Origin of the sequence: Rhizobium sp. SL86, assembly GCF_026672545.1 — a bacterium.
In the GTDB taxonomy this organism is placed as follows: Bacteria; Pseudomonadota; Alphaproteobacteria; order Rhizobiales; family Rhizobiaceae; genus Neorhizobium.
This window is the reverse complement of record NZ_JAPPRJ010000001.1, coordinates 311,974-328,361: the sequence shown is the minus strand read 5'-3', so window position 1 is coordinate 328,361 and position 16,388 is coordinate 311,974. Positions and strand designations below refer to the sequence as shown.

Below are 16,388 nucleotides of genomic sequence, written 5' to 3'. Positions count from 1 at the left end.
GGGGTGTCGTGCGGACTACTGCCAGGCCATCTGCCCGCAATCGGCTTCGGCAAGAAACTGTGTGGCCATCGGGCGGAAACTGCGCTGCGGCGAGAGCACGCGCAGCACGGCGTAACCCTGCGGCTCTGCCGTCTCCACGATGATCGACTGCATGAGGCTGGATGGCATCGCCTTGCGAAGTGCCGTCGCCTGCACCGGCGTTGCGACGATCACGTCCAGCATGCCGCCGGCCGAGGTGCGGTCATTGATGCTGAAGGTCTCGTTGGAGGCCGCATCGAAGGTGGCGAGCGACCAGAAGGGCACGCCGCTGCCGGCCGACAGGCGCACCGGTGCCTCCGTCAGGTCGAAGGCACAGACGGCCACCTCCAGAAACGGATCCTCCTTGGCAAGACCTGTCGCATCCTTGCGGCCGCCGAGTGCATGGAAACGGAACGGCTGTCCTTCGCCCAAAACTTTCGAATAGGCGTCGCGCTCGCTGAAGGAGGGCAGTGCCAGGATGATGATGAGGTGCAGCAGTGCTGCGCCGACCAGTCCCGTCACGATGGCGAGCAGAACCTTAAGCATTGCCACACCCGGTCCGCTCGAGTTTCGGCATGGTGAGGTCGATCAGCCCGGAGCTGCCGGCGGTCGGCGTGTCGAGCAGGGTCAGCACGAGCCGGAACGGCCTGCCACCCTCGACCGCCAGCCAGTTGCCCGGTTCGGCCGTTGCGGAAACGGAGATGGCAAAGGTTCCGTCCGCCCGGCGCAGCACGCTGCGTGAATTGATCGCCATCGGCCGCGGGCTGTCGACGCGCGGCGGAAGCCCGTTGATTTCGGCAAACAGCGTCCACAGCCGTGTCGGCGGCGTCTGGCCGGACACCGTATAGGTGCAGTTGCCGCTCAGCGGCTGTCCTTCGTCGTCCACCTTGGCATAAAACCTCAGGCCCTCGGCACTGCCGAGCAGCAGCCGCCCGCCATTGGCGCGGTGCGCCTTGGCATAAGGATCGGCATCGGCCGTCTGTGCCTGCGGAAAGGCTTCCCAGGCGCCGAGCCGGATCGCGCCAAACCCGATCGTTGCTTCCAGCGCCACGAGCGTCGACCAGATGCCGAGGCCGAAGGCAATCGCAAGGCTGAGCGCAACGAGGAGGGGGAGGCGAAACAAACGGTGAAACCCTATCTGCTGTTTGGTCGCAGCGTTAGCATTGTTTGCCTTGCGGGAAAATGGCGGCTGTCCGATTTTGGGGCAGGCGAAGGTGCCGCAGGCGCAACGTGCGGGACCAGCCTTGTCGACGCAGTCTCCGCAAAGCTCAGGGTTTTGCCTTGTCCGGGTCCAGGCTGCCGCGCACGCCGGCATCCGCCACCTTCTGGGTGGGGTTCTGGATCAACGCTCTCGCCTTGGCAAGGTCGGCACCGATCCGCCGCAGGATACGCGAGCTTTCCGCCGAGAGCGAACGCGGGCGAACGAAGGCGGGCGGGGTTGCTTCGCCGCCCTTGGCGGCAACCGTCGGGCCGGGGCCGTGATTGCCGTGCGGCAGCGGATTGTCGATGCCGGGAATGGGTTTCAGCTCGATGCCCTGATGGGCATAGTCCATCAGTTTTTTGAAGGTCATGGCCGGCAGCGAGCCACCCGTCATGTTCTTCGTCGAGGTGAAGTCGTCGTTTCCGAACCAGACGGCGGTGGTGTAATTGCCCGTATAACCGATGAACCAGGCATCGCGGTAGCTCTGCGAGGTGCCGGTCTTGCCGCCGGTGACGATGCCGCCGTCGAGTGCTGCGCGCCGGGCGGTGCCGATCACCGGGATCTGCGTCAGCATGCGGTTCATCGAGGACGTCGCCTGTTCGGAGACGATGCGTTTGGCCGGCGGTTCGTCACGGCCGAAATCATACAGCACGTCGCCGTCGTAATCGATGATCTGGGCGATGCCGTGCCGGTGGGTCTCGTAACCGCCGGCCGGCATCACCGCATAGGCGGTCGCCTGGTCGAGCACGGTCACTTCCGAGGTGCCGAGCGGGATCGTCTTGTCGGAGCGCAGCGGCGTTTCCACGCCCATCTTCTTGGCCGTCTCGACGATCACGTCGAGGCCGAGCTCATCCTTGGCGAGCCGGACCGGAACCGTGTTCAGCGATTGCGCCAGCGCCGACATCAGCGTCACGCGGCCCTTGTAGGAGCGCCCGTAATTCTGCGGCGACCAGCCGCGCCAGGTGATCGGCGCGTCCGAGATCACCGATTCCGGGGTAAAACCCTTCTCCATGGCGGCGGTGTAGGTGTAGAGCTTGAAGGAGGAACCCGGCTGGCGCAGCGCCTTGGTGGCGCGGTTGAACTGGCTTTCGCCATAATCGCGCCCGCCGACCATGGCACGCACCGCGCCGCCGTTCTCGATCATCACCAGCGCGCCCTGTTTGACATTGTAGCTCTCGCCGAACTCGCGCAGCGAGGATTCCATCGCCTCTTCGGCGGCCTGCTGCAGGCCGGTATCGATCGTCGTGCGCACGATGACGGAGTGTTTTTTCAACTTGCCGTCGTTCGCCAGCCGCTGCACCTCCTCAAAAGCCCAGTCGAGGAAATAATCGGGTGCTGCGGCATTGGCCCGGTCAATCACGGTGGCCGGATTGCGCCTTGCCGCCACCACCTGGCCCTCGGTCATCATGCCGCTCTGCACGAGGTTGGTGAGCACCTCGTTGGCGCGGGCGCGTGCGGCCGGCAGGTTGACATGCGGGGCATATTTCGCCGGCGCCTTGAAAAGACCGGCCAGCATCGCCGCTTCCGCAAGGTTTACCTCGGTGATGTTCTTGCCGAAATAGAACTGCGCCGCCGCCGCCGCGCCGAATGTGCCGGCACCCATATAGGCCCGGTCGAGATAAAGCCGGAGGATCTCCTTCTTCGACAGGTTCGCCTCCAGCCAGAGCGACAGGAAGGCTTCCTTGATCTTGCGCTCGAGCGAGCGTTCATTGGTGAGGAACAGGTTTTTGGCCAGCTGCTGGGTGATGGTCGAGCCGCCCTGCACGACGCCGCCGGCGCGCGCATTTTCGCTCATGGCGCGCACGAGGCCGAAGAAATCGATGCCGAAATGGTCGAAGAAACGCCGGTCCTCGGTCGCCAGCACCGCCTTGACCAGATGGTCGGGCAGTTCGTCGATCGGCACGGAATCCTCGTGGATGATGCCGCGATGGCCGATCGTGGTGCCGAACCGGTCGAGGAAGGTGACGGCGAAATCGCCGCGCGAGCGCCAGTCGTCCTTGGTTTCCTCGAAGGCGGGGATGGCAAGTGCCAGAAGCAGGACGAAACCGGCCGTGCCGAAGGTCAGGCCCTCATCGGCAATCTCGACGACGACGCGCTTCCAGCCGCGCACGCGGAATTTCCGCGAGAAGATGGTGATCTCCTCCCAGATTTCCGCCAGCCGGAAGCCGAGATTCCAGACGGTGGAATCGATCCAGCTGTCGAGACGCAGAAGAAGGTGGCGCCGTTTCGCCGTCGACTTCTCGGTCTGGTGGGGATCGTCCTGCACGATGGCTGTTCCTCGCCTCAAGCGCTTAAGATCATATGCTTGACGCCCGCACCACGAAAGACGAAAAGCCTCAACGATCCCTTATCCGCGCAATGGCTGACAAATCGTTGATGCACCGGCATCTCGCCCGCCGTCTGTGCGCATTTGGGAATATGTTCAGTCGGTGCTAAAAAAGACAAGATGGAAAATCCCTTCTGGAAGACCAAAAGCCTTGAAGAGTTAACGCCGGCGGAGTGGGAAAGCCTCTGCGACGGCTGCGGGCTCTGTTGTCTCAACAAGCTGGAGGACTGGGACAGCGGCGAGGTCGCCTTCACCTCGGTCGCCTGCCGTCTGCTCGACGGAGAAAGCTGTCGTTGCTCCGACTACGAAAACCGGCAGAAAACCGTGCCGGACTGTATCCAGCTGACACCGCAGGCCGTGCACGAGATAACCTGGCTGCCGCCCACCTGCGGTTATCGCCTGGTGCGCGACGGCGAAGACCTCTACTGGTGGCACCCGCTGATCTCCGGCGACCCCGACACCGTCCACCAGGCCGGCATCTCCGCCAAGGGCCGCACGGTCTCGGAGACGGAGGTGGATGTCGACGATTTCGAAGACTATCTCGTCGACTGGCCGCTGACGGTGGGAGAGCGGCGGTAGGGGCGCGGGTGGGGGAATGACAAACCCCAAAGAGTTGCATCCGCCTTGAATTCAGCGTGATATTGGCTCATCTTCCGGTGATGGGAGAGCTCAAGCCGAAACCTACAGACATGACCGTTCGCAATTCGCGAACCGGGCAGTTTGTGACCGTCAGAGGGGCCGGCGCTTTGAAGGGGCAGGCGCTTTCCTTGAAGCCCGGACTTGATCTCACCATGCCGATTGCCGCGCAGGTGCTCAAGGACAGCGATAAGCCAAAATCCAAATAATGGCGCGTCGTTCTCGACACGCAGGCTCTCCTGTGGCTGGTGACGCAGCCCGAAGCGCTGAACGAAGATACCTTGATTGCGATCGCCGCGGCACAGGAAGGCGGTAAGCTTTACGTATCGCCGATCACGGCGTGGGAACTGGCCATTGCCGTCAACAAGAAGGCAAACGCCCGGATATCCGAAATCTGACCGGCAGGGACTGGCTCAAGGCGGCGGTCGCCGTGACGTCTTCTAAGATCGTGCCGATTGGTCCCGCGATTGCCCTTGAAGCGGCAAACGTCATTGCCGTCACAGGGCACGAAGATCCCGGAGATTGCTACATCATGGCGACGGCTCGACACAAAAAGGTGCCGGTTGTCAGCCGGGACGGCATCATGCGTCGGATCGCAGCCACAGGTTACGTTGACGTGGTCGGCTGTTGAAAAGCTCACCCACCCCCAGGGCTATTGCATTCGAAACAAGCCCACCTGAAGCCAGCCGCATCCTCTGCTGTATGATGCATGCGCCTGCCCGTCGCGGTCTCCCCCCTGTGATGGAGATGGCGGCAGGGCGGTGAGACAATCCCCGGCACGAGGCGAGCGGTTGTCCGGAAAACGCCGAACCGCGGCTCAAAGCCTCCGTCGCCCCACCTTGATCCGCCACGCCCGTGCCCCAGATGCGCCCCCTTGACGGCTCTAGGAAACGGAGGAGCGTATCATGGCATTGTTTTACCCGGGCAGGGCGCTCGACAATGAACGCACGCGGCGGATCTATGCTGTTTACGAACTGGTCTACACGGCGATCGATGTGGCGGCGGCGGTTCTGTTTATCGCTGGCTCGCTGCTGTTCTTCCGCGAGGAAACCCAGACGGCCGGCACCTGGTGTTTTCTCTTCGGCTCCTTCTGTTTTGCTGCAAAGCCGCTGCTGCGCATCGCGCGCGAGGTTTCGTATTGGCGCAGCGGCGATTTCGAGGATCTTGCCCGCCGCGCCGATGGCTGAGGCCCATTCCCATTTGCCCTTGCGCACCCTATCTGTGGCCGACCAGGACAGGCGCCAGATCGTGCGCCAGAACATGCGGAGGAGTTTTTGATGGGCAAGCGGATCATCTTTACCGGCGGCAGCGGCAAGGCCGGGCGGCATGTCATTCCCTATCTGATCGGCAAGGGACATTCGGTGCTGAACCTCGACCGCAACCCGTTTCCGGGCGGCGCGGTGCCGACGCTGATCACCGATCTCACCGACTCAGGTGAGGTGTTCAACGCGCTGTCCCAGCACTTTGGCTTTGCGGGGCTGGAGACCGGCGACGGTCCGGCCAAGGTGGATGCCGTCGTGCATTTTGCCGCCGTGCCGCGCATCCTCATCCGCCCGGACAATGTCACCTTCGCCGAAAACGTCACCTCCACCTACAACGTTATCGAGGCGGCGATGAAGCTCGGCATCCGCAAGGTGGTGATTGCGTCCAGCGAAACCACCTATGGCGTCTGTTTTGCCGAAGGCGACAAGGATTACCACGAATTCCCGCTGACCGAGGACTATGACGTCGACCCGATGGACAGTTACGGCCTCTCCAAGGTGGCGAACGAAAAGACCGCGCGCGCCTTCGCCATGCGGTTTCAGGCGGATGTTTATGCGCTCAGGATCGGCAATGTCGTTTCGCCGGAGGATTATGCCAATGTGCCGGCCTGGCTTGCCAATCCGAAAAGCCGCAAGCGCAATGCCTGGAGTTATATCGATGCGCGCGACCTCGGCCAGATCGTCGATCTGTGTATCGCGAGGGACGGCCTCGGTTTCCAGGTCTTCAACGCCGTCAACGACACCATCACCGCGGAAGAGCCGACCCGCGACTTCCTCGCCAAATGGGCGCCGAAGACGCCGGTGACCGGCGAGATCGCGGAATACGGCGCGCCGATCAGCAACAGGAAGATCCGCGATGTGCTGGGTTTCCGCGAGGAGCATGACTGGCGCAACTATGTGAAGCGGTGAAGATCGCGCCGTTCATGGTCCTCCTCTCCCGGAGGCCGGGGGAGGCGATAGGCATTCGGCAATAGGCACTGGGGGGATGGGCCGCGCCCGTTGCGGCTCTCCTCGCCCGCAAGGGGCGATCGACAGCTTGGATAAACCGCAAGCTGCACGTCTTTTTGCGGAGAAAATTCGCTAATACAATCAAGAGTATATTAGAATATCATGTAATATTGACGGAAAATTTACATCGCCCTGCAACTTTTGCGTTGTCATATGGGGATGTTGCAATGCGCTTTTCGAACCTGTCGATCGCCACGCGCCTGTGCATTTGCGCGTTTGTTCCGCTCGCCGCCGTCGCGGCACTCGCCATCCATCTGGTGATGGATGAATATGCCTCCTATTCCAGATCCCAACGGATTGCCGATGCCAGCCATGATATCGAGGATATCAGCCATCTGGTGCAGCGGCTGCAGGTCGAGCGTGGCCAGACCGCCGGTTTCCTGGGGTCCAAGGGCAAGTCCAATGGTGCGGAGGTGCAGGAGGCGCGCAAACAGGTGGATCAGGATCTCGCCGGCCTGCCCACCGTGTTCGACAATGCCGCGGGGCTGGGCATCGCGCCCGATGCGCTGGCAAAGGTCACCACCCGGCTTGGCGATCTGGCTAGCCTGCGCGCCGGCATCGATCAGCTGACGACCGCACCGCCGCAATCCTTCGGTTTTTACACCGGCCTGATCGGCGATCTCATGGAGGTCACCCGCCTGCTCGCCCAGTCCGGTGGCGAGGATACGATCGCCGCCCGGTTGCAGGCCTATCGCAGCCTCAGCCTTGCCAAGGAACTCGCCGGCCAGGAACGGGGGCTCGGCAACGGTTTTATCACCGCCGGACGCATTCCCCCGGAAGCCTTTATGGGCTTTGCCCGTTATCTTGGCGCCGGCGACGTGTTACTGCAGGAATTTTCGAGGCTCGATCCGTCACTCTCGTCCGCCATTGTGAAGCCGTTCAACGAGGGGCCCGTGTCCGCCGAAATCCAGGCCTTCCGGCAGAAGATGTTGCAGGCGGGTGGCGAGACACCGCTTGCCGGTCTCAATGCCCGCGACTGGTTTTCCAAGACGACGGCACGTATCCAGGTGATCCACGAGGCGGAACTGGCAGAAATCCGGGCGATCCGTGCAGCGGCGGAACAGCTTGCCGCCGCCGATGCGCAGGAACTGGTGGTTGCCGGCAGCATTGCGCTGGGCTCCGTCGCGCTTACACTGGCGCTCGGCGGCGTGACGCTGCTTGGCGTGGTGCGGCCCTTGCGTGGCATGGTCCAGGTCGTGGAGGCGCATGCCCGGTCCGAAAGCGCGACGCGGCTGGAGGCGACCGACCGGCGCGACGAGATCGGTCGGCTTGGCCGCGCCTTCATCACCTGCATGGACAACCATGCCCGCCAGGCCCGCGAGGATGCCGAGGAACGTCAGCGCCAGGCCGAAAGCCGGTGGCAGGAAGACCAGAAGCGCCATGCCGCAGATGCCGAACGCGCCCAGGCGGTTGACCGTGCGGTGCGCGAGATCGGTGAAGGCCTGATGCAGCTTGCGAGCGGCAACCTGACCTATCAGATCGAAACCCGCTTCAGCCCGGAGCTGGAACCGCTGCGCGAGGCCTATAACCGCTCCATCACCGAACTGAAGGCCATCATGGCGGATGTCGGCGAAACCACCGTGACGCTGTCGAACGGCGTGCACGAACTGCGCGCCGGAGCCGAAGAATTGGCCGAGCGCACGCAAAGGCAGGCCGCATCGCTCGAAGAGGCCTCGGCGGCACTCACCGAGGTGACCGCCACGGTGGAGGAAACCGCCACCCGCATGCGCTCCGTCACCGGCATGACGACCGGTGCCCGCAAGAGCGCGGAAGCCTCGCAGGCGATCGTTGAGGACACGGTCATCGCCATGCAGAACATCGAGGCCGCCTCCGGCCAGATCGTGCAGATCATCACGGTGATCGACAACATCGCCTTCCAGACCAATCTTCTGGCACTGAATGCCGGTGTCGAGGCGGCGCGTGCCGGCGAGGCGGGCAAGGGGTTTGCCGTGGTGGCGCAGGAGGTGCGTGAACTTGCCCAGCGTTCGGCCACCGCCGCACGCGAAATCCGGTCGCTGATCGAAAATTCGGCCAAGGCCATCGAAAGCGGTGTCGGTCTGGTGCAGAATTCCGGACGGTTCATGGCGGAAATCCGCGAGCATATCCTGGCGATCGACCAGGAGATCGGCACGATCACCGAAGGGGCGCGCCAGCAGACGAACGCCATGGCCGAAATTTCCGCCGCCGTGCACGACATGGACCAGCTGACCCAGCGCAATGCCGCCATGGTGGAGGAAAGCAATGCCGCGACCCACCAGATCGAACAGGAAAGCCAGAACCTGAGCGCGGCGATCCGCCAGTTCAAGGTGGACGGCAGCCTCGCCGGACGCGCAACGACCGCACGCCGCGCCGCCGCGTGAGGTGGTCGCGCAGTTCCGGGAGCGGGACCGACCGCGCCGCGTGTGATCCTTGCCGATGTCATGCAATTGAATTACATTCAGGACCATGAACGGAGAAAAGACCATGCCGGCCAATGCCCTGGTGCAAACGAGGATTGATGCGGATATTCGCGATCGGGCGTCTGCGGTGCTGGAAGCGATGGGATTGACGCTGTCGGACGCCGTGCGGATTCTCTTGACGCGAACGGCCAATGAAGGGGCCGTGCCGATGGAATTGCTGATGGATCCGAAGGCGCATGATGCGTGGTTCCGGGCCAAGGTTCTGGAGGCCCTGGGGGAGACCGGGCCCGGCCGGACGCATGAGGAGGTCGAGGCGCACTTTGCCGAACGGCGACGGGTCCTCACGGCAAAGGGCGGACTGCGGTGAGGCTTGTCTGGTCTGATGCGGCAGTGTCAGATCGTGACACCATCTTCGACTATATTGCCTTGGAAAACCCGCAGGCTGCCATAGAAGTCGATCTCAAACTGTCTGCCGCCGTCAACCGGCTCCTCGTCTTTCCGCTTTCAGGCAGAACCGGGCGCGTGGAGCGGACGCGTGAACTGCCTCTGGTTGGCACCCCTTACATCGTTGTCTATCTGGTCGATGGTGAACGGGTCCGGGTACTTCGCGTGTTGCACGGCGCCCAGATGTGGCCGGACTGACATTTCCCCGACTGGCCCATTTTTCCCATACCGCCCCTTGACCTTCCCATGATGGGAAGCCCTATCTGGGCATGGAAGATAAGGATTCCATGCCATGACCGAAGCCATCCGCCACGCCGAACACGTCCATCCGCTGATCATTCCCGTCGAGGGCATGAGCTGCGCCTCCTGTGTGGCGCGGGTGGAAAAGGCCGCGGCCAAGGTGCCGGGCGTTGGCTCGAGTGCCGTGAATTTCGCCAGTGAAAGCCTGACGGTGGAGCCGCAGGCCGGTTTTTCCGCCAGGGATCTCGCGCAGGCCATCCGCAAGGCGGGCTATGAGGCGAAGGCGGATGCGGTGGTGGTGGCGCTGGCGAAACCTCTGACGTCCCGCGAGGGTGCACGCCTGCGGGCTGCGCTGGAGGCCATGCCCGGCCTGCTTTCGGCAACCGTCGAGGAGGGACGCAGCGAGGTTGCCGTCGAAGCCTTCGGCCGCGATCTGAGGCGCAGTGTCATCGCCATCGTCAAGGCCGAGGGGATAGCGCTTGCCGGACCGAAACCGGTTCGGGGTAAGGGCGCTTCGGCGCACCAGGAAACCCATCATGCCGGTCACGCGCATCCTGCCGCTGATCACGCCGCAGGCGAGGATGCTGCCGCCCACAGCCATCATGACGAGGATGTCGGGCTGCTGCGCCGCGATCTCGCGATTGCCGCCACGCTGACGCTGCCGCTCTTCGTGCTGGAAATGGGCAGCCACCTTTACGCCCCCTTCCACCACTGGCTGATGGGCGCGGTGGAAACGCAATGGCTGTATTATGGGTATTTCGCGCTGGCGACGGCGGTGATCTTCGGCCCCGGTTTCCGTTTCCTGAAGACCGGCCTTCCGGCGCTCTTGCGCGGCCATCCGGAAATGAATGCGCTGGTGGCGATCGGCGTTCTCGCGGCTTATGCCTATTCCACGGTGACGACCTTTGCGCCGCATCTGCTGCCGGAGGCCGCCCGCTTCGTTTATTTCGAGGCGGCCACCGTGATCGTTACGCTGATCCTGACCGGGCGCCTGCTGGAAGCGCGGGCGAGGGGCCGCACGGGGGCGGCGATCCGCCGGCTGGTGGGTCTGCAGGCAAAGACCGCGCAGGTGGAACGTGATGGCGAGACCTTTGATCTGCCGGCCGACGAGGTGGAGATCGGCGACATTCTGGTGGTGCGTCCCGGCGAACGGATCGCGGTCGATGGCGCAGTGATCGACGGGACTTCGAATGTCGATGAATCGATGATTTCCGGTGAACCGCTGCCGGTGGAAAAACAGGCTGGTGCAAACGTGATCGGCGGCACGATCAACGGCACCGGCAGCTTCCGTTTCAGGGCGGAGAAGGTCGGTGCCGAGACCATGCTGGCGCAGATCATCCGGCTGGTGGAACAGGCGCAAGGCGCAAAACTGCCGATCCAGGCGGTGGTGGACCGGGTGACTGCCTGGTTTGTGCCGGCGGTGATGGCGGTCGCGGCCTTGACCTTTGTCGTCTGGCTGCTGGTCGGCCCGGAACCGGTGCTGCCGCATGCGCTGGTGGCGGCGGTTGCGGTGCTGATCATCGCATGCCCCTGCGCCATGGGGCTTGCGACGCCGACTTCGATCATGGTTGGCACGGGTCGCGCCGCCGATCTCGGCGTGCTGTTTCGCAAGGGCGACGCGCTGCAGGAGCTGCAGGCCGTCCGCCTCGTCGTGCTGGACAAGACCGGTACGGTGACGAAGGGAAAGCCGGACCTCACCGATATCCGCCTGGCCGACGGTTTTGACGAGGCGCAGGTGCTGGCCGTCATCGCCGCTGTCGAGGCGCGTTCCGAACACCCGGTGGCCGAGGCGATGGTCGCCGCCGTTGCCGCACGCGGTCTGGTCATTGCGCAGGCGACCGAGGTGCAGGCCAGCGCCGGCTACGGCATCGAGGCGATGGTCGACGGTCAACGGGTTGCCGTCGGCGCCGATCGTTTCATGCAAAAGCTCGGGCTTTCGGTTGATCTGTTTGCCGCCGAGGCGGCAAGGCTCGGTGACGAGGGCAAGACGCCGCTTTATGCGGCGATCGACGGACGGCTGGCGGCGATCCTGGCCGTGGCCGATCCGCTGAAGCCGACGAGCCGGCAGGCGATCGCGCGGCTGAAGGCCATGGGCCTGTCGGTTGCCATGGTGACCGGCGACAATGCCCGCACGGCGCGGGCCATTGCCCGTCAGGTCGGCATCGATGATGTGGTGGCCGAGGTGCTGCCCGCCGGCAAGGTGGAGGCACTGCGCCGGCTGAAGGATGAAGCGGCAAAAGGTGGGAAGCTCGCTTTTGTCGGTGACGGTATCAATGATGCCCCCGCACTCGCCGAGGCCGATATCGGCATCGCGATCGGCACCGGCACGGATGTGGCGATCGAAAGCGCCGATGTGGTTCTCTCGAGCGGCGATCTGTCCGCGGCGGTGGATGCGATCGCGGTCAGCCGCGCGACGATGCAGAACATCCGCCAGAACCTGTTCTGGGCCTTCGGTTACAATGTCGCGCTGATCCCGCTCGCCGCCGGCGCCCTTTACCCGGCCTTCGGCCTCCAGCTTTCGCCGATGATCGGCGCCGGTGCCATGGCCTTTTCCAGCGTCTTCGTACTCGGCAATGCGCTGAGGCTGAGAACCATGGATCTTACGGGAGAACGGTCATGAACATTGGCGAGGCATCGCAGGCCTCCGGCGTTTCCGCCAAGATGATCCGGTATTACGAGCAGATCGGCCTCATCCGGCCCTCCGCCCGCACCGGCAACAATTACCGCGTCTATGGCGAGGACGACGTGCATGTGCTGCGCTTCATCAAACGGGCCCGGTCTCTCGGTTTTTCGCTGGAGGAGACCGAACGGCTTTTGGCGCTTTGGCAGGACCGGGAACGCGAAAGTGCCGCGGTCAAAGCGGTGGCGGTGGAACACATCGCCGACCTGGAGCGGCGTATCGCCGACATGCAGGGCATGGTGAAGACGCTGAAACACCTCGCCCATTGCTGCGGCGGCGACGGCCGGCCCGATTGCCCGATCCTGGAAGATCTTGCCGGCCATGCCGAACCGCCGAAAGCTTCCACCCCATCCTCGAAAAACCATTCATAAGGAGAAGAACCATGACCACATTCCTCGTGCAGGACATGACCTGCGGCCATTGCGAAAAAACCGTGAAACAGGCGCTCGACAAGGCCCTGCCTGGCGTGCCGGTGGCGATCGATCTCGCCAACCACCGCGTCACCCTCGACGGCGGCGATGCGGGAAAGGCCGAAGAGGCCATCCGCGACGCCGGTTATACGCCGGAACGGATTGGCATGGCGTGAGGTGAAGGCATCGCCTCCACCTTGACCTTCGCGAGAGAAGTTCCTATACATTGTATAGGTGACGGAGGCGAGCATGTCGAACGTCGTGGACTTGGACGAGCCCGCCGAGCAGCCGAAAAAGATGTCGCGCGCCGCGTTTCAGACGCTGGTGCGCGATTTCGCCAAAGCTGACAAGGTTCTCTACACCCGGCACGCGGTGCGCGATCATCCGGAACGGAAGATCACCACGACGATGATCCGCAACTGCCTGCTGAAGGGAACGGTCATCGTTGATCCGGTGATCGACATGCATGGCAATTGGAAGGCCGAGGTGTACCGGCATGGCGCGGGGCAGGAACTGACCGTTCCCGTCGCGATCCTGTGGCGGCAGCATGTGCTCGTCATCACGGCGTTCTAAGTCATTTCCAGCAAAAGTGCGAAATGCTTTGCGTCCGGAAATGCGGGAAGACAAGGAGTTGGAGCAAGGACGGTGAACCGGAAGAGCTCCAGGGCAGCAGGAAGACAAGCAATGTATCAATACGTGGAATGCGGCCTCAACAATGTCTATCTGACCTCCGGCTATAACGTCGAAGAGACCGAAGGCTACGGGGAAACCTTGTCCATCCACGACATAGTCGGCTTACACAGGACGATCGGCGACAGCATCGTCCGGCAGAAGCGAACGATGAACGGTGCGGAGTTCCGCTTCCTGCGCCTGGAACTGGACCTTTCTCAGCGAGCACTGGCCGAACGCCTGTCGACCAATGAACAGAGCATCGCGAAATGGGAGAAGGCGGCGGAAAAGCCGGTCGCCAACCGCTCGGCCGAACGGCTGCTTCGTATCATCTATGCCAATACGAACAAGGACGCGACGAACAAGGACGAGACGCTCGGCCGCCTCATCCAGTCCATCACCGAATCCGACCAGGCGCTGGACGCCGAACAGATCCAGTTGCGCCACGACCGCGAGGGCTGGCACGCTGCTCTCGCGGCTTGAAAGACGGCGGGTTATCCCACTCCCCGCAGGCGCCGAGAGGGCTGGGGTGAGGGGCTCAAGTCATGAAACGCGTCCTGGCGCGCCCCTCGTCCGGTCTGCCGGCCACCTTCTCCCCGTTCTCACGGGGAGAAGGAGAGATGTGGCGCTCGCCTGCCCCAGCAACACCGGACTTTGATCTGCCCACAAAAAAGCCGGCATCCGAAGATGCCGGCCTGTTGATCCACGGTTGGGAGGATCAGAACTTCACGCCGATGCCGACGTTCACGACGTGCTGGTCGAACTCGGCATTGATCGGGCCGATGTTCTTGTCGCCGTAATCGTTGTAGCGGTATTCCAGGCGGCCGAAGACGTTGTCGGTGAACGCCCAGTCGACGCCGCCGCCGACGGTCCAGCCGTGCATGGTTTCGCTGGAATCGATGCCCGGACCTTCGATCGAGGCATTGGTGGCCGTCCAGCCGCCGGCTGCAAACAGCAATGCGCGGTCCATGGCATAGCCGACGCGGCCGCGGACCGAACCGGAGAAGCCGGTATCGACATTGTAGCCACCGGCATAGTCGTTGTCGTTCCAGTCGTAGTTCACGTCACCTTCAAGACCGACGACGAAGCCCTGCGACATCTGCCAGTTATAACCGACGAAACCACCCATGCGGCCGCCGTCGAAATCGTCCGAGGCGGTGCCGCCCGGGCCGCTGAATTCGCCGTCCGCCCAGCCATGTCCGCCGTGCAGACCGATATAGGGGCCGGCCCAGGTGAAGGTCTGAACCGGGATGTCCTGGGCAACGGGCGCCTGCGGGGCCTCATAGATGGCATCGGCGGCATAAGCGGCCGTGGAGGTCAGCAGTGCGACGCTGGTCGTGAGGAGCAGGATTGTCTTCATGGTATCATTCCCTTTTCTGCGAGACTGTTCCGGATCTAGGGCGGGTGGTTCATAAGGCTGTAGCTAATATACAACACAGTATCAGGAATGCTGAATTTATTGTCTTATCGCCCTCTTGCCGGGCAGTGATGGCGGCTTTTTCAGCATCGCTTGCGGTTTTGGGGCCCAACCCCATATGCTGGAGAGAAAAGAGGCGGGCCGTGCCGCGCCGCACCGGCCCCCAAGGAGTAAGAGATTGTTCCCATTCGATAATTCCTACGCACGCCTGCCGGACCGTTTTTATGCCTCCGTGTATCCCGAGGCGGTGTCCGGCCCGGTATTGATCGCCTTCAACGGCCCGCTTGCAAAAAATCTCGGCCTTACCCTTGACGAAACCGACACCCAGCGCCTTGCGGCCATTTTTTCCGGAAATGTGCTGCCGCCGGGGGCGACGCCGCTCGCCATGGCCTATGCCGGCCACCAGTTCGGCAATTTCGTGCCGCAGCTTGGCGATGGGCGGGCGATCCTGCTCGGCGAGGTGGTGGATCAGGACGGTGTGCGTCGCGACATCCAGCTGAAGGGGGCGGGGCCGACGCCGTTTTCGAGGCGGGGCGACGGGCGGGCAGCCCTTGGCCCGGTTTTGCGCGAATATATCGTCTCGGAAGCCTTTGCAGCCCTCGGCATTCCGGCGACACGGGCGCTCGCCGCCGTCCTGACCGGTGATCCGGTGCAGCGCGAAACCATGTTGCCCGGGGCCGTTTTCACCCGGGTGGCGGCCAGCCATGTGCGGGTCGGCACCTTCCAGTATTTTGCCGCACGCGGCGACGAGGAGGCGATCCGGGCGCTCGCCGATTACGTCATCGACCGGCATGATCCGGATCTGAAGGGGGCAGACAATCCCTATCTGGCGCTGCTGACACGGGTGGCGGAGCGCCAGGCGGCGCTGATTGCCCGCTGGCTCGGCGTCGGTTTCATCCACGGCGTGATGAACACCGACAACATGACGATTTCCGGCGAGACGATCGATTTCGGCCCCTGCGCCTTTCTCGACGAATACGACCACATGAAGGTGTTTTCCTCGATCGACCAGCAGGGGCGTTATGCCTATCGCAACCAGCCGGGCATCGGCCAGTGGAACATGGCGCGGCTGGCCGAATGCCTGCTGCCGCTGATCGATGCCGATCAGGACCGGGCGGTGGAGGCGGCCAACGAGGTGCTGAAGCGGTTCGGCGAAGCCTTCCAGAAAGCCTGGATGGCGGTTTTTCGCCAGAAACTGGGGCTGACCGGTGAGGAGGCCGAGGATGGCGACCTGGCGCAAACGCTGCTTGCCGCCATGCAGGAGGGTCGCGCCGATTTCACGCTCACCTTCCGACGGCTTGCCGCAGTGGCCGAGGCCGATGTCGGGAATGACGATGCGGGAAAGCTCAAGGCCGAAGCCGCGTTTCTGGAAGGGTTTGCCCCCTGGCAGAAGGCCGAGGCCTGGCTGCCGCTATGGCGGGCCCGCCTGTCCCGTGAGGCATCGGACGGCGTGGACCGGGCAGCCAAGATGCGTGCCGTCAACCCGGTCGTCATTCCGCGCAACCACCGGATCGAGGAAGCGATTGTTGCCGCCGGCGAGGGCGATCTCACCCCCTTCCGTCGCCTGCTCGAAGCCGTCAGCGCGCCTTACGAGGACCGGCCGGAGTTTGTACCTTACGCCGAGCCGCCGAAGGACGAGGAACGGGTGCTGCGGACCTTTTGCGGGACGTGAGTGGGG

General features: G+C 63.4%; 18 protein-coding genes and 1 pseudogene. 15 read left to right on the top strand and 4 right to left on the bottom strand.

Going from position 1 to position 16,388, the window contains the following annotated elements:
• Positions 1 to 15 precede the first annotated feature (15 nt).
• From OU993_RS01690 to OU993_RS01680, 3 genes are all read right to left on the bottom strand, one after another.
• Positions 16 to 564 (bottom strand): DUF1254 domain-containing protein, encoded by a 549-nt coding sequence (locus tag OU993_RS01690; protein WP_268154375.1) that lies wholly within the window; start codon positions 562 to 564, stop codon positions 16 to 18.
• Positions 557 to 1,141 (bottom strand): DUF1214 domain-containing protein, encoded by a 585-nt coding sequence (locus OU993_RS01685; RefSeq protein ID WP_268154374.1) that lies wholly within the window; start codon positions 1,139 to 1,141, stop codon positions 557 to 559. Before OU993_RS01685 ends, OU993_RS01690 begins: the two co-directional genes overlap by 8 nt.
• Before the next feature lie 145 nt (positions 1,142 to 1,286).
• A complete protein-coding gene (locus OU993_RS01680) occupies positions 1,287 to 3,485 on the bottom strand; it encodes a transglycosylase domain-containing protein (protein ID WP_268154373.1) in 2,199 nt (732 codons plus the stop codon).
• Between the two features lie 180 nt (positions 3,486 to 3,665).
• Between OU993_RS01680 and OU993_RS01675 the strand changes: the two genes are divergently transcribed.
• The 14 genes and pseudogenes from OU993_RS01675 to OU993_RS01610 all read left to right on the top strand — a co-directional run bounded on the left by OU993_RS01675 (position 3,666) and on the right by OU993_RS01610 (position 13,776).
• Complete coding sequence (locus OU993_RS01675; RefSeq protein ID WP_268154372.1) at positions 3,666 to 4,124, top strand: YcgN family cysteine cluster protein; 459 nt, start codon at positions 3,666 to 3,668, stop codon at positions 4,122 to 4,124.
• 110 nt (positions 4,125 to 4,234) lie between these two features.
• Positions 4,235 to 4,390: a hypothetical protein gene (locus tag OU993_RS01670; RefSeq protein ID WP_268154370.1), complete on the top strand. Its 156-nt coding sequence runs from the start codon at positions 4,235 to 4,237 to the stop codon at positions 4,388 to 4,390.
• 18 nt (positions 4,391 to 4,408) lie between these two features.
• Positions 4,409 to 4,579 (top strand): annotated as a pseudogene (locus tag OU993_RS01665) (hypothetical protein); the annotation flags it as partial.
• The gene (locus tag OU993_RS01660) at positions 4,522 to 4,812 is read left to right on the top strand and encodes a PIN domain-containing protein (RefSeq protein WP_326493816.1); all 291 of its coding nucleotides are present in this window, start codon (positions 4,522 to 4,524) and stop codon (positions 4,810 to 4,812) included. The pseudogene OU993_RS01665 and the gene OU993_RS01660, both read left to right, overlap by 58 nt.
• Before the next feature lie 274 nt (positions 4,813 to 5,086).
• Positions 5,087 to 5,368, top strand: coding sequence for a YrhK family protein (locus OU993_RS01655; protein ID WP_268154367.1), 282 nt, complete (start codon positions 5,087 to 5,089; stop codon positions 5,366 to 5,368).
• A 90-nt stretch (positions 5,369 to 5,458) separates the two neighbouring features.
• Complete coding sequence (locus OU993_RS01650; RefSeq protein ID WP_268154366.1) at positions 5,459 to 6,352, top strand: NAD-dependent epimerase/dehydratase family protein; 894 nt, start codon at positions 5,459 to 5,461, stop codon at positions 6,350 to 6,352.
• A 266-nt stretch (positions 6,353 to 6,618) separates the two neighbouring features.
• Complete coding sequence (locus OU993_RS01645) at positions 6,619 to 8,811, top strand: methyl-accepting chemotaxis protein (protein WP_268154364.1); 2,193 nt, start codon at positions 6,619 to 6,621, stop codon at positions 8,809 to 8,811.
• Between the two features lie 103 nt (positions 8,812 to 8,914).
• Positions 8,915 to 9,217, top strand: coding sequence for a type II toxin-antitoxin system RelB/DinJ family antitoxin (locus OU993_RS01640; protein ID WP_268154363.1), 303 nt, complete (start codon positions 8,915 to 8,917; stop codon positions 9,215 to 9,217).
• Positions 9,214 to 9,492, top strand: a complete 279-nt coding sequence (locus tag OU993_RS01635) for a type II toxin-antitoxin system RelE/ParE family toxin (RefSeq protein ID WP_268154361.1) — start codon at positions 9,214 to 9,216, stop codon at positions 9,490 to 9,492. The genes OU993_RS01640 and OU993_RS01635 overlap by 4 nt, the downstream gene beginning before the upstream one ends.
• Before the next feature lie 94 nt (positions 9,493 to 9,586).
• A complete protein-coding gene (locus OU993_RS01630; protein WP_268154360.1) occupies positions 9,587 to 12,154 on the top strand; it encodes a heavy metal translocating P-type ATPase in 2,568 nt (855 codons plus the stop codon).
• On the top strand, positions 12,151 to 12,585 hold the full coding sequence (cueR, locus tag OU993_RS01625) for a Cu(I)-responsive transcriptional regulator (protein ID WP_268154358.1): 435 nt from the start codon (positions 12,151 to 12,153) through the stop codon (positions 12,583 to 12,585). Before OU993_RS01630 ends, cueR begins: the two co-directional genes overlap by 4 nt.
• Positions 12,586 to 12,596: 11 nt before the next feature.
• Positions 12,597 to 12,800, top strand: a complete 204-nt coding sequence (locus OU993_RS01620; protein ID WP_268154357.1) for a heavy-metal-associated domain-containing protein — start codon at positions 12,597 to 12,599, stop codon at positions 12,798 to 12,800.
• A 73-nt stretch (positions 12,801 to 12,873) separates the two neighbouring features.
• On the top strand, positions 12,874 to 13,197 hold the full coding sequence (locus tag OU993_RS01615) for a DUF4258 domain-containing protein (RefSeq protein WP_268154356.1): 324 nt from the start codon (positions 12,874 to 12,876) through the stop codon (positions 13,195 to 13,197).
• A 111-nt stretch (positions 13,198 to 13,308) separates the two neighbouring features.
• On the top strand, positions 13,309 to 13,776 hold the full coding sequence (locus tag OU993_RS01610; RefSeq protein ID WP_268154354.1) for a helix-turn-helix domain-containing protein: 468 nt from the start codon (positions 13,309 to 13,311) through the stop codon (positions 13,774 to 13,776).
• Between the two features lie 235 nt (positions 13,777 to 14,011).
• Here the strand turns inward: OU993_RS01610 and OU993_RS01605 are convergent, their stop codons facing one another.
• A complete protein-coding gene (locus OU993_RS01605) occupies positions 14,012 to 14,653 on the bottom strand; it encodes an outer membrane protein (RefSeq protein WP_268154352.1) in 642 nt (213 codons plus the stop codon).
• Between the two features lie 235 nt (positions 14,654 to 14,888).
• Between OU993_RS01605 and OU993_RS01600 the strand changes: the two genes are divergently transcribed.
• On the top strand, positions 14,889 to 16,382 hold the full coding sequence (locus OU993_RS01600) for a protein adenylyltransferase SelO (protein ID WP_268154351.1): 1,494 nt from the start codon (positions 14,889 to 14,891) through the stop codon (positions 16,380 to 16,382).
• Positions 16,383 to 16,388 lie beyond the last annotated feature (6 nt).

Excerpts from the sequence above, each read along its gene's own strand:
- OU993_RS01690 (WP_268154375.1), bottom strand. The coding sequence starts at position 564 with ATGCTTAAGGTTCTGCTCGCCATCGTGACGGGACTGGTCGGCGCAGCA.
- OU993_RS01675 (WP_268154372.1), top strand. The coding sequence starts at position 3,666 with ATGGAAAATCCCTTCTGGAAGACCAAAAGCCTTGAAGAGTTAACGCCG.
- OU993_RS01670 (WP_268154370.1), top strand. The coding sequence starts at position 4,235 with ATGACCGTTCGCAATTCGCGAACCGGGCAGTTTGTGACCGTCAGAGGG.
- OU993_RS01655 (WP_268154367.1), top strand. The coding sequence starts at position 5,087 with ATGGCATTGTTTTACCCGGGCAGGGCGCTCGACAATGAACGCACGCGG.
- OU993_RS01650 (WP_268154366.1), top strand. The coding sequence starts at position 5,459 with ATGGGCAAGCGGATCATCTTTACCGGCGGCAGCGGCAAGGCCGGGCGG.
- OU993_RS01645 (WP_268154364.1), top strand. The coding sequence starts at position 6,619 with ATGCGCTTTTCGAACCTGTCGATCGCCACGCGCCTGTGCATTTGCGCG.
- OU993_RS01640 (WP_268154363.1), top strand. The coding sequence starts at position 8,915 with ATGCCGGCCAATGCCCTGGTGCAAACGAGGATTGATGCGGATATTCGC.
- OU993_RS01630 (WP_268154360.1), top strand. The coding sequence starts at position 9,587 with ATGACCGAAGCCATCCGCCACGCCGAACACGTCCATCCGCTGATCATT.
- cueR (WP_268154358.1), top strand. The coding sequence starts at position 12,151 with ATGAACATTGGCGAGGCATCGCAGGCCTCCGGCGTTTCCGCCAAGATG.
- OU993_RS01620 (WP_268154357.1), top strand. The coding sequence starts at position 12,597 with ATGACCACATTCCTCGTGCAGGACATGACCTGCGGCCATTGCGAAAAA.
- OU993_RS01615 (WP_268154356.1), top strand. The coding sequence starts at position 12,874 with ATGTCGAACGTCGTGGACTTGGACGAGCCCGCCGAGCAGCCGAAAAAG.
- OU993_RS01610 (WP_268154354.1), top strand. The coding sequence starts at position 13,309 with ATGTATCAATACGTGGAATGCGGCCTCAACAATGTCTATCTGACCTCC.
- OU993_RS01605 (WP_268154352.1), bottom strand. The coding sequence starts at position 14,653 with ATGAAGACAATCCTGCTCCTCACGACCAGCGTCGCACTGCTGACCTCC.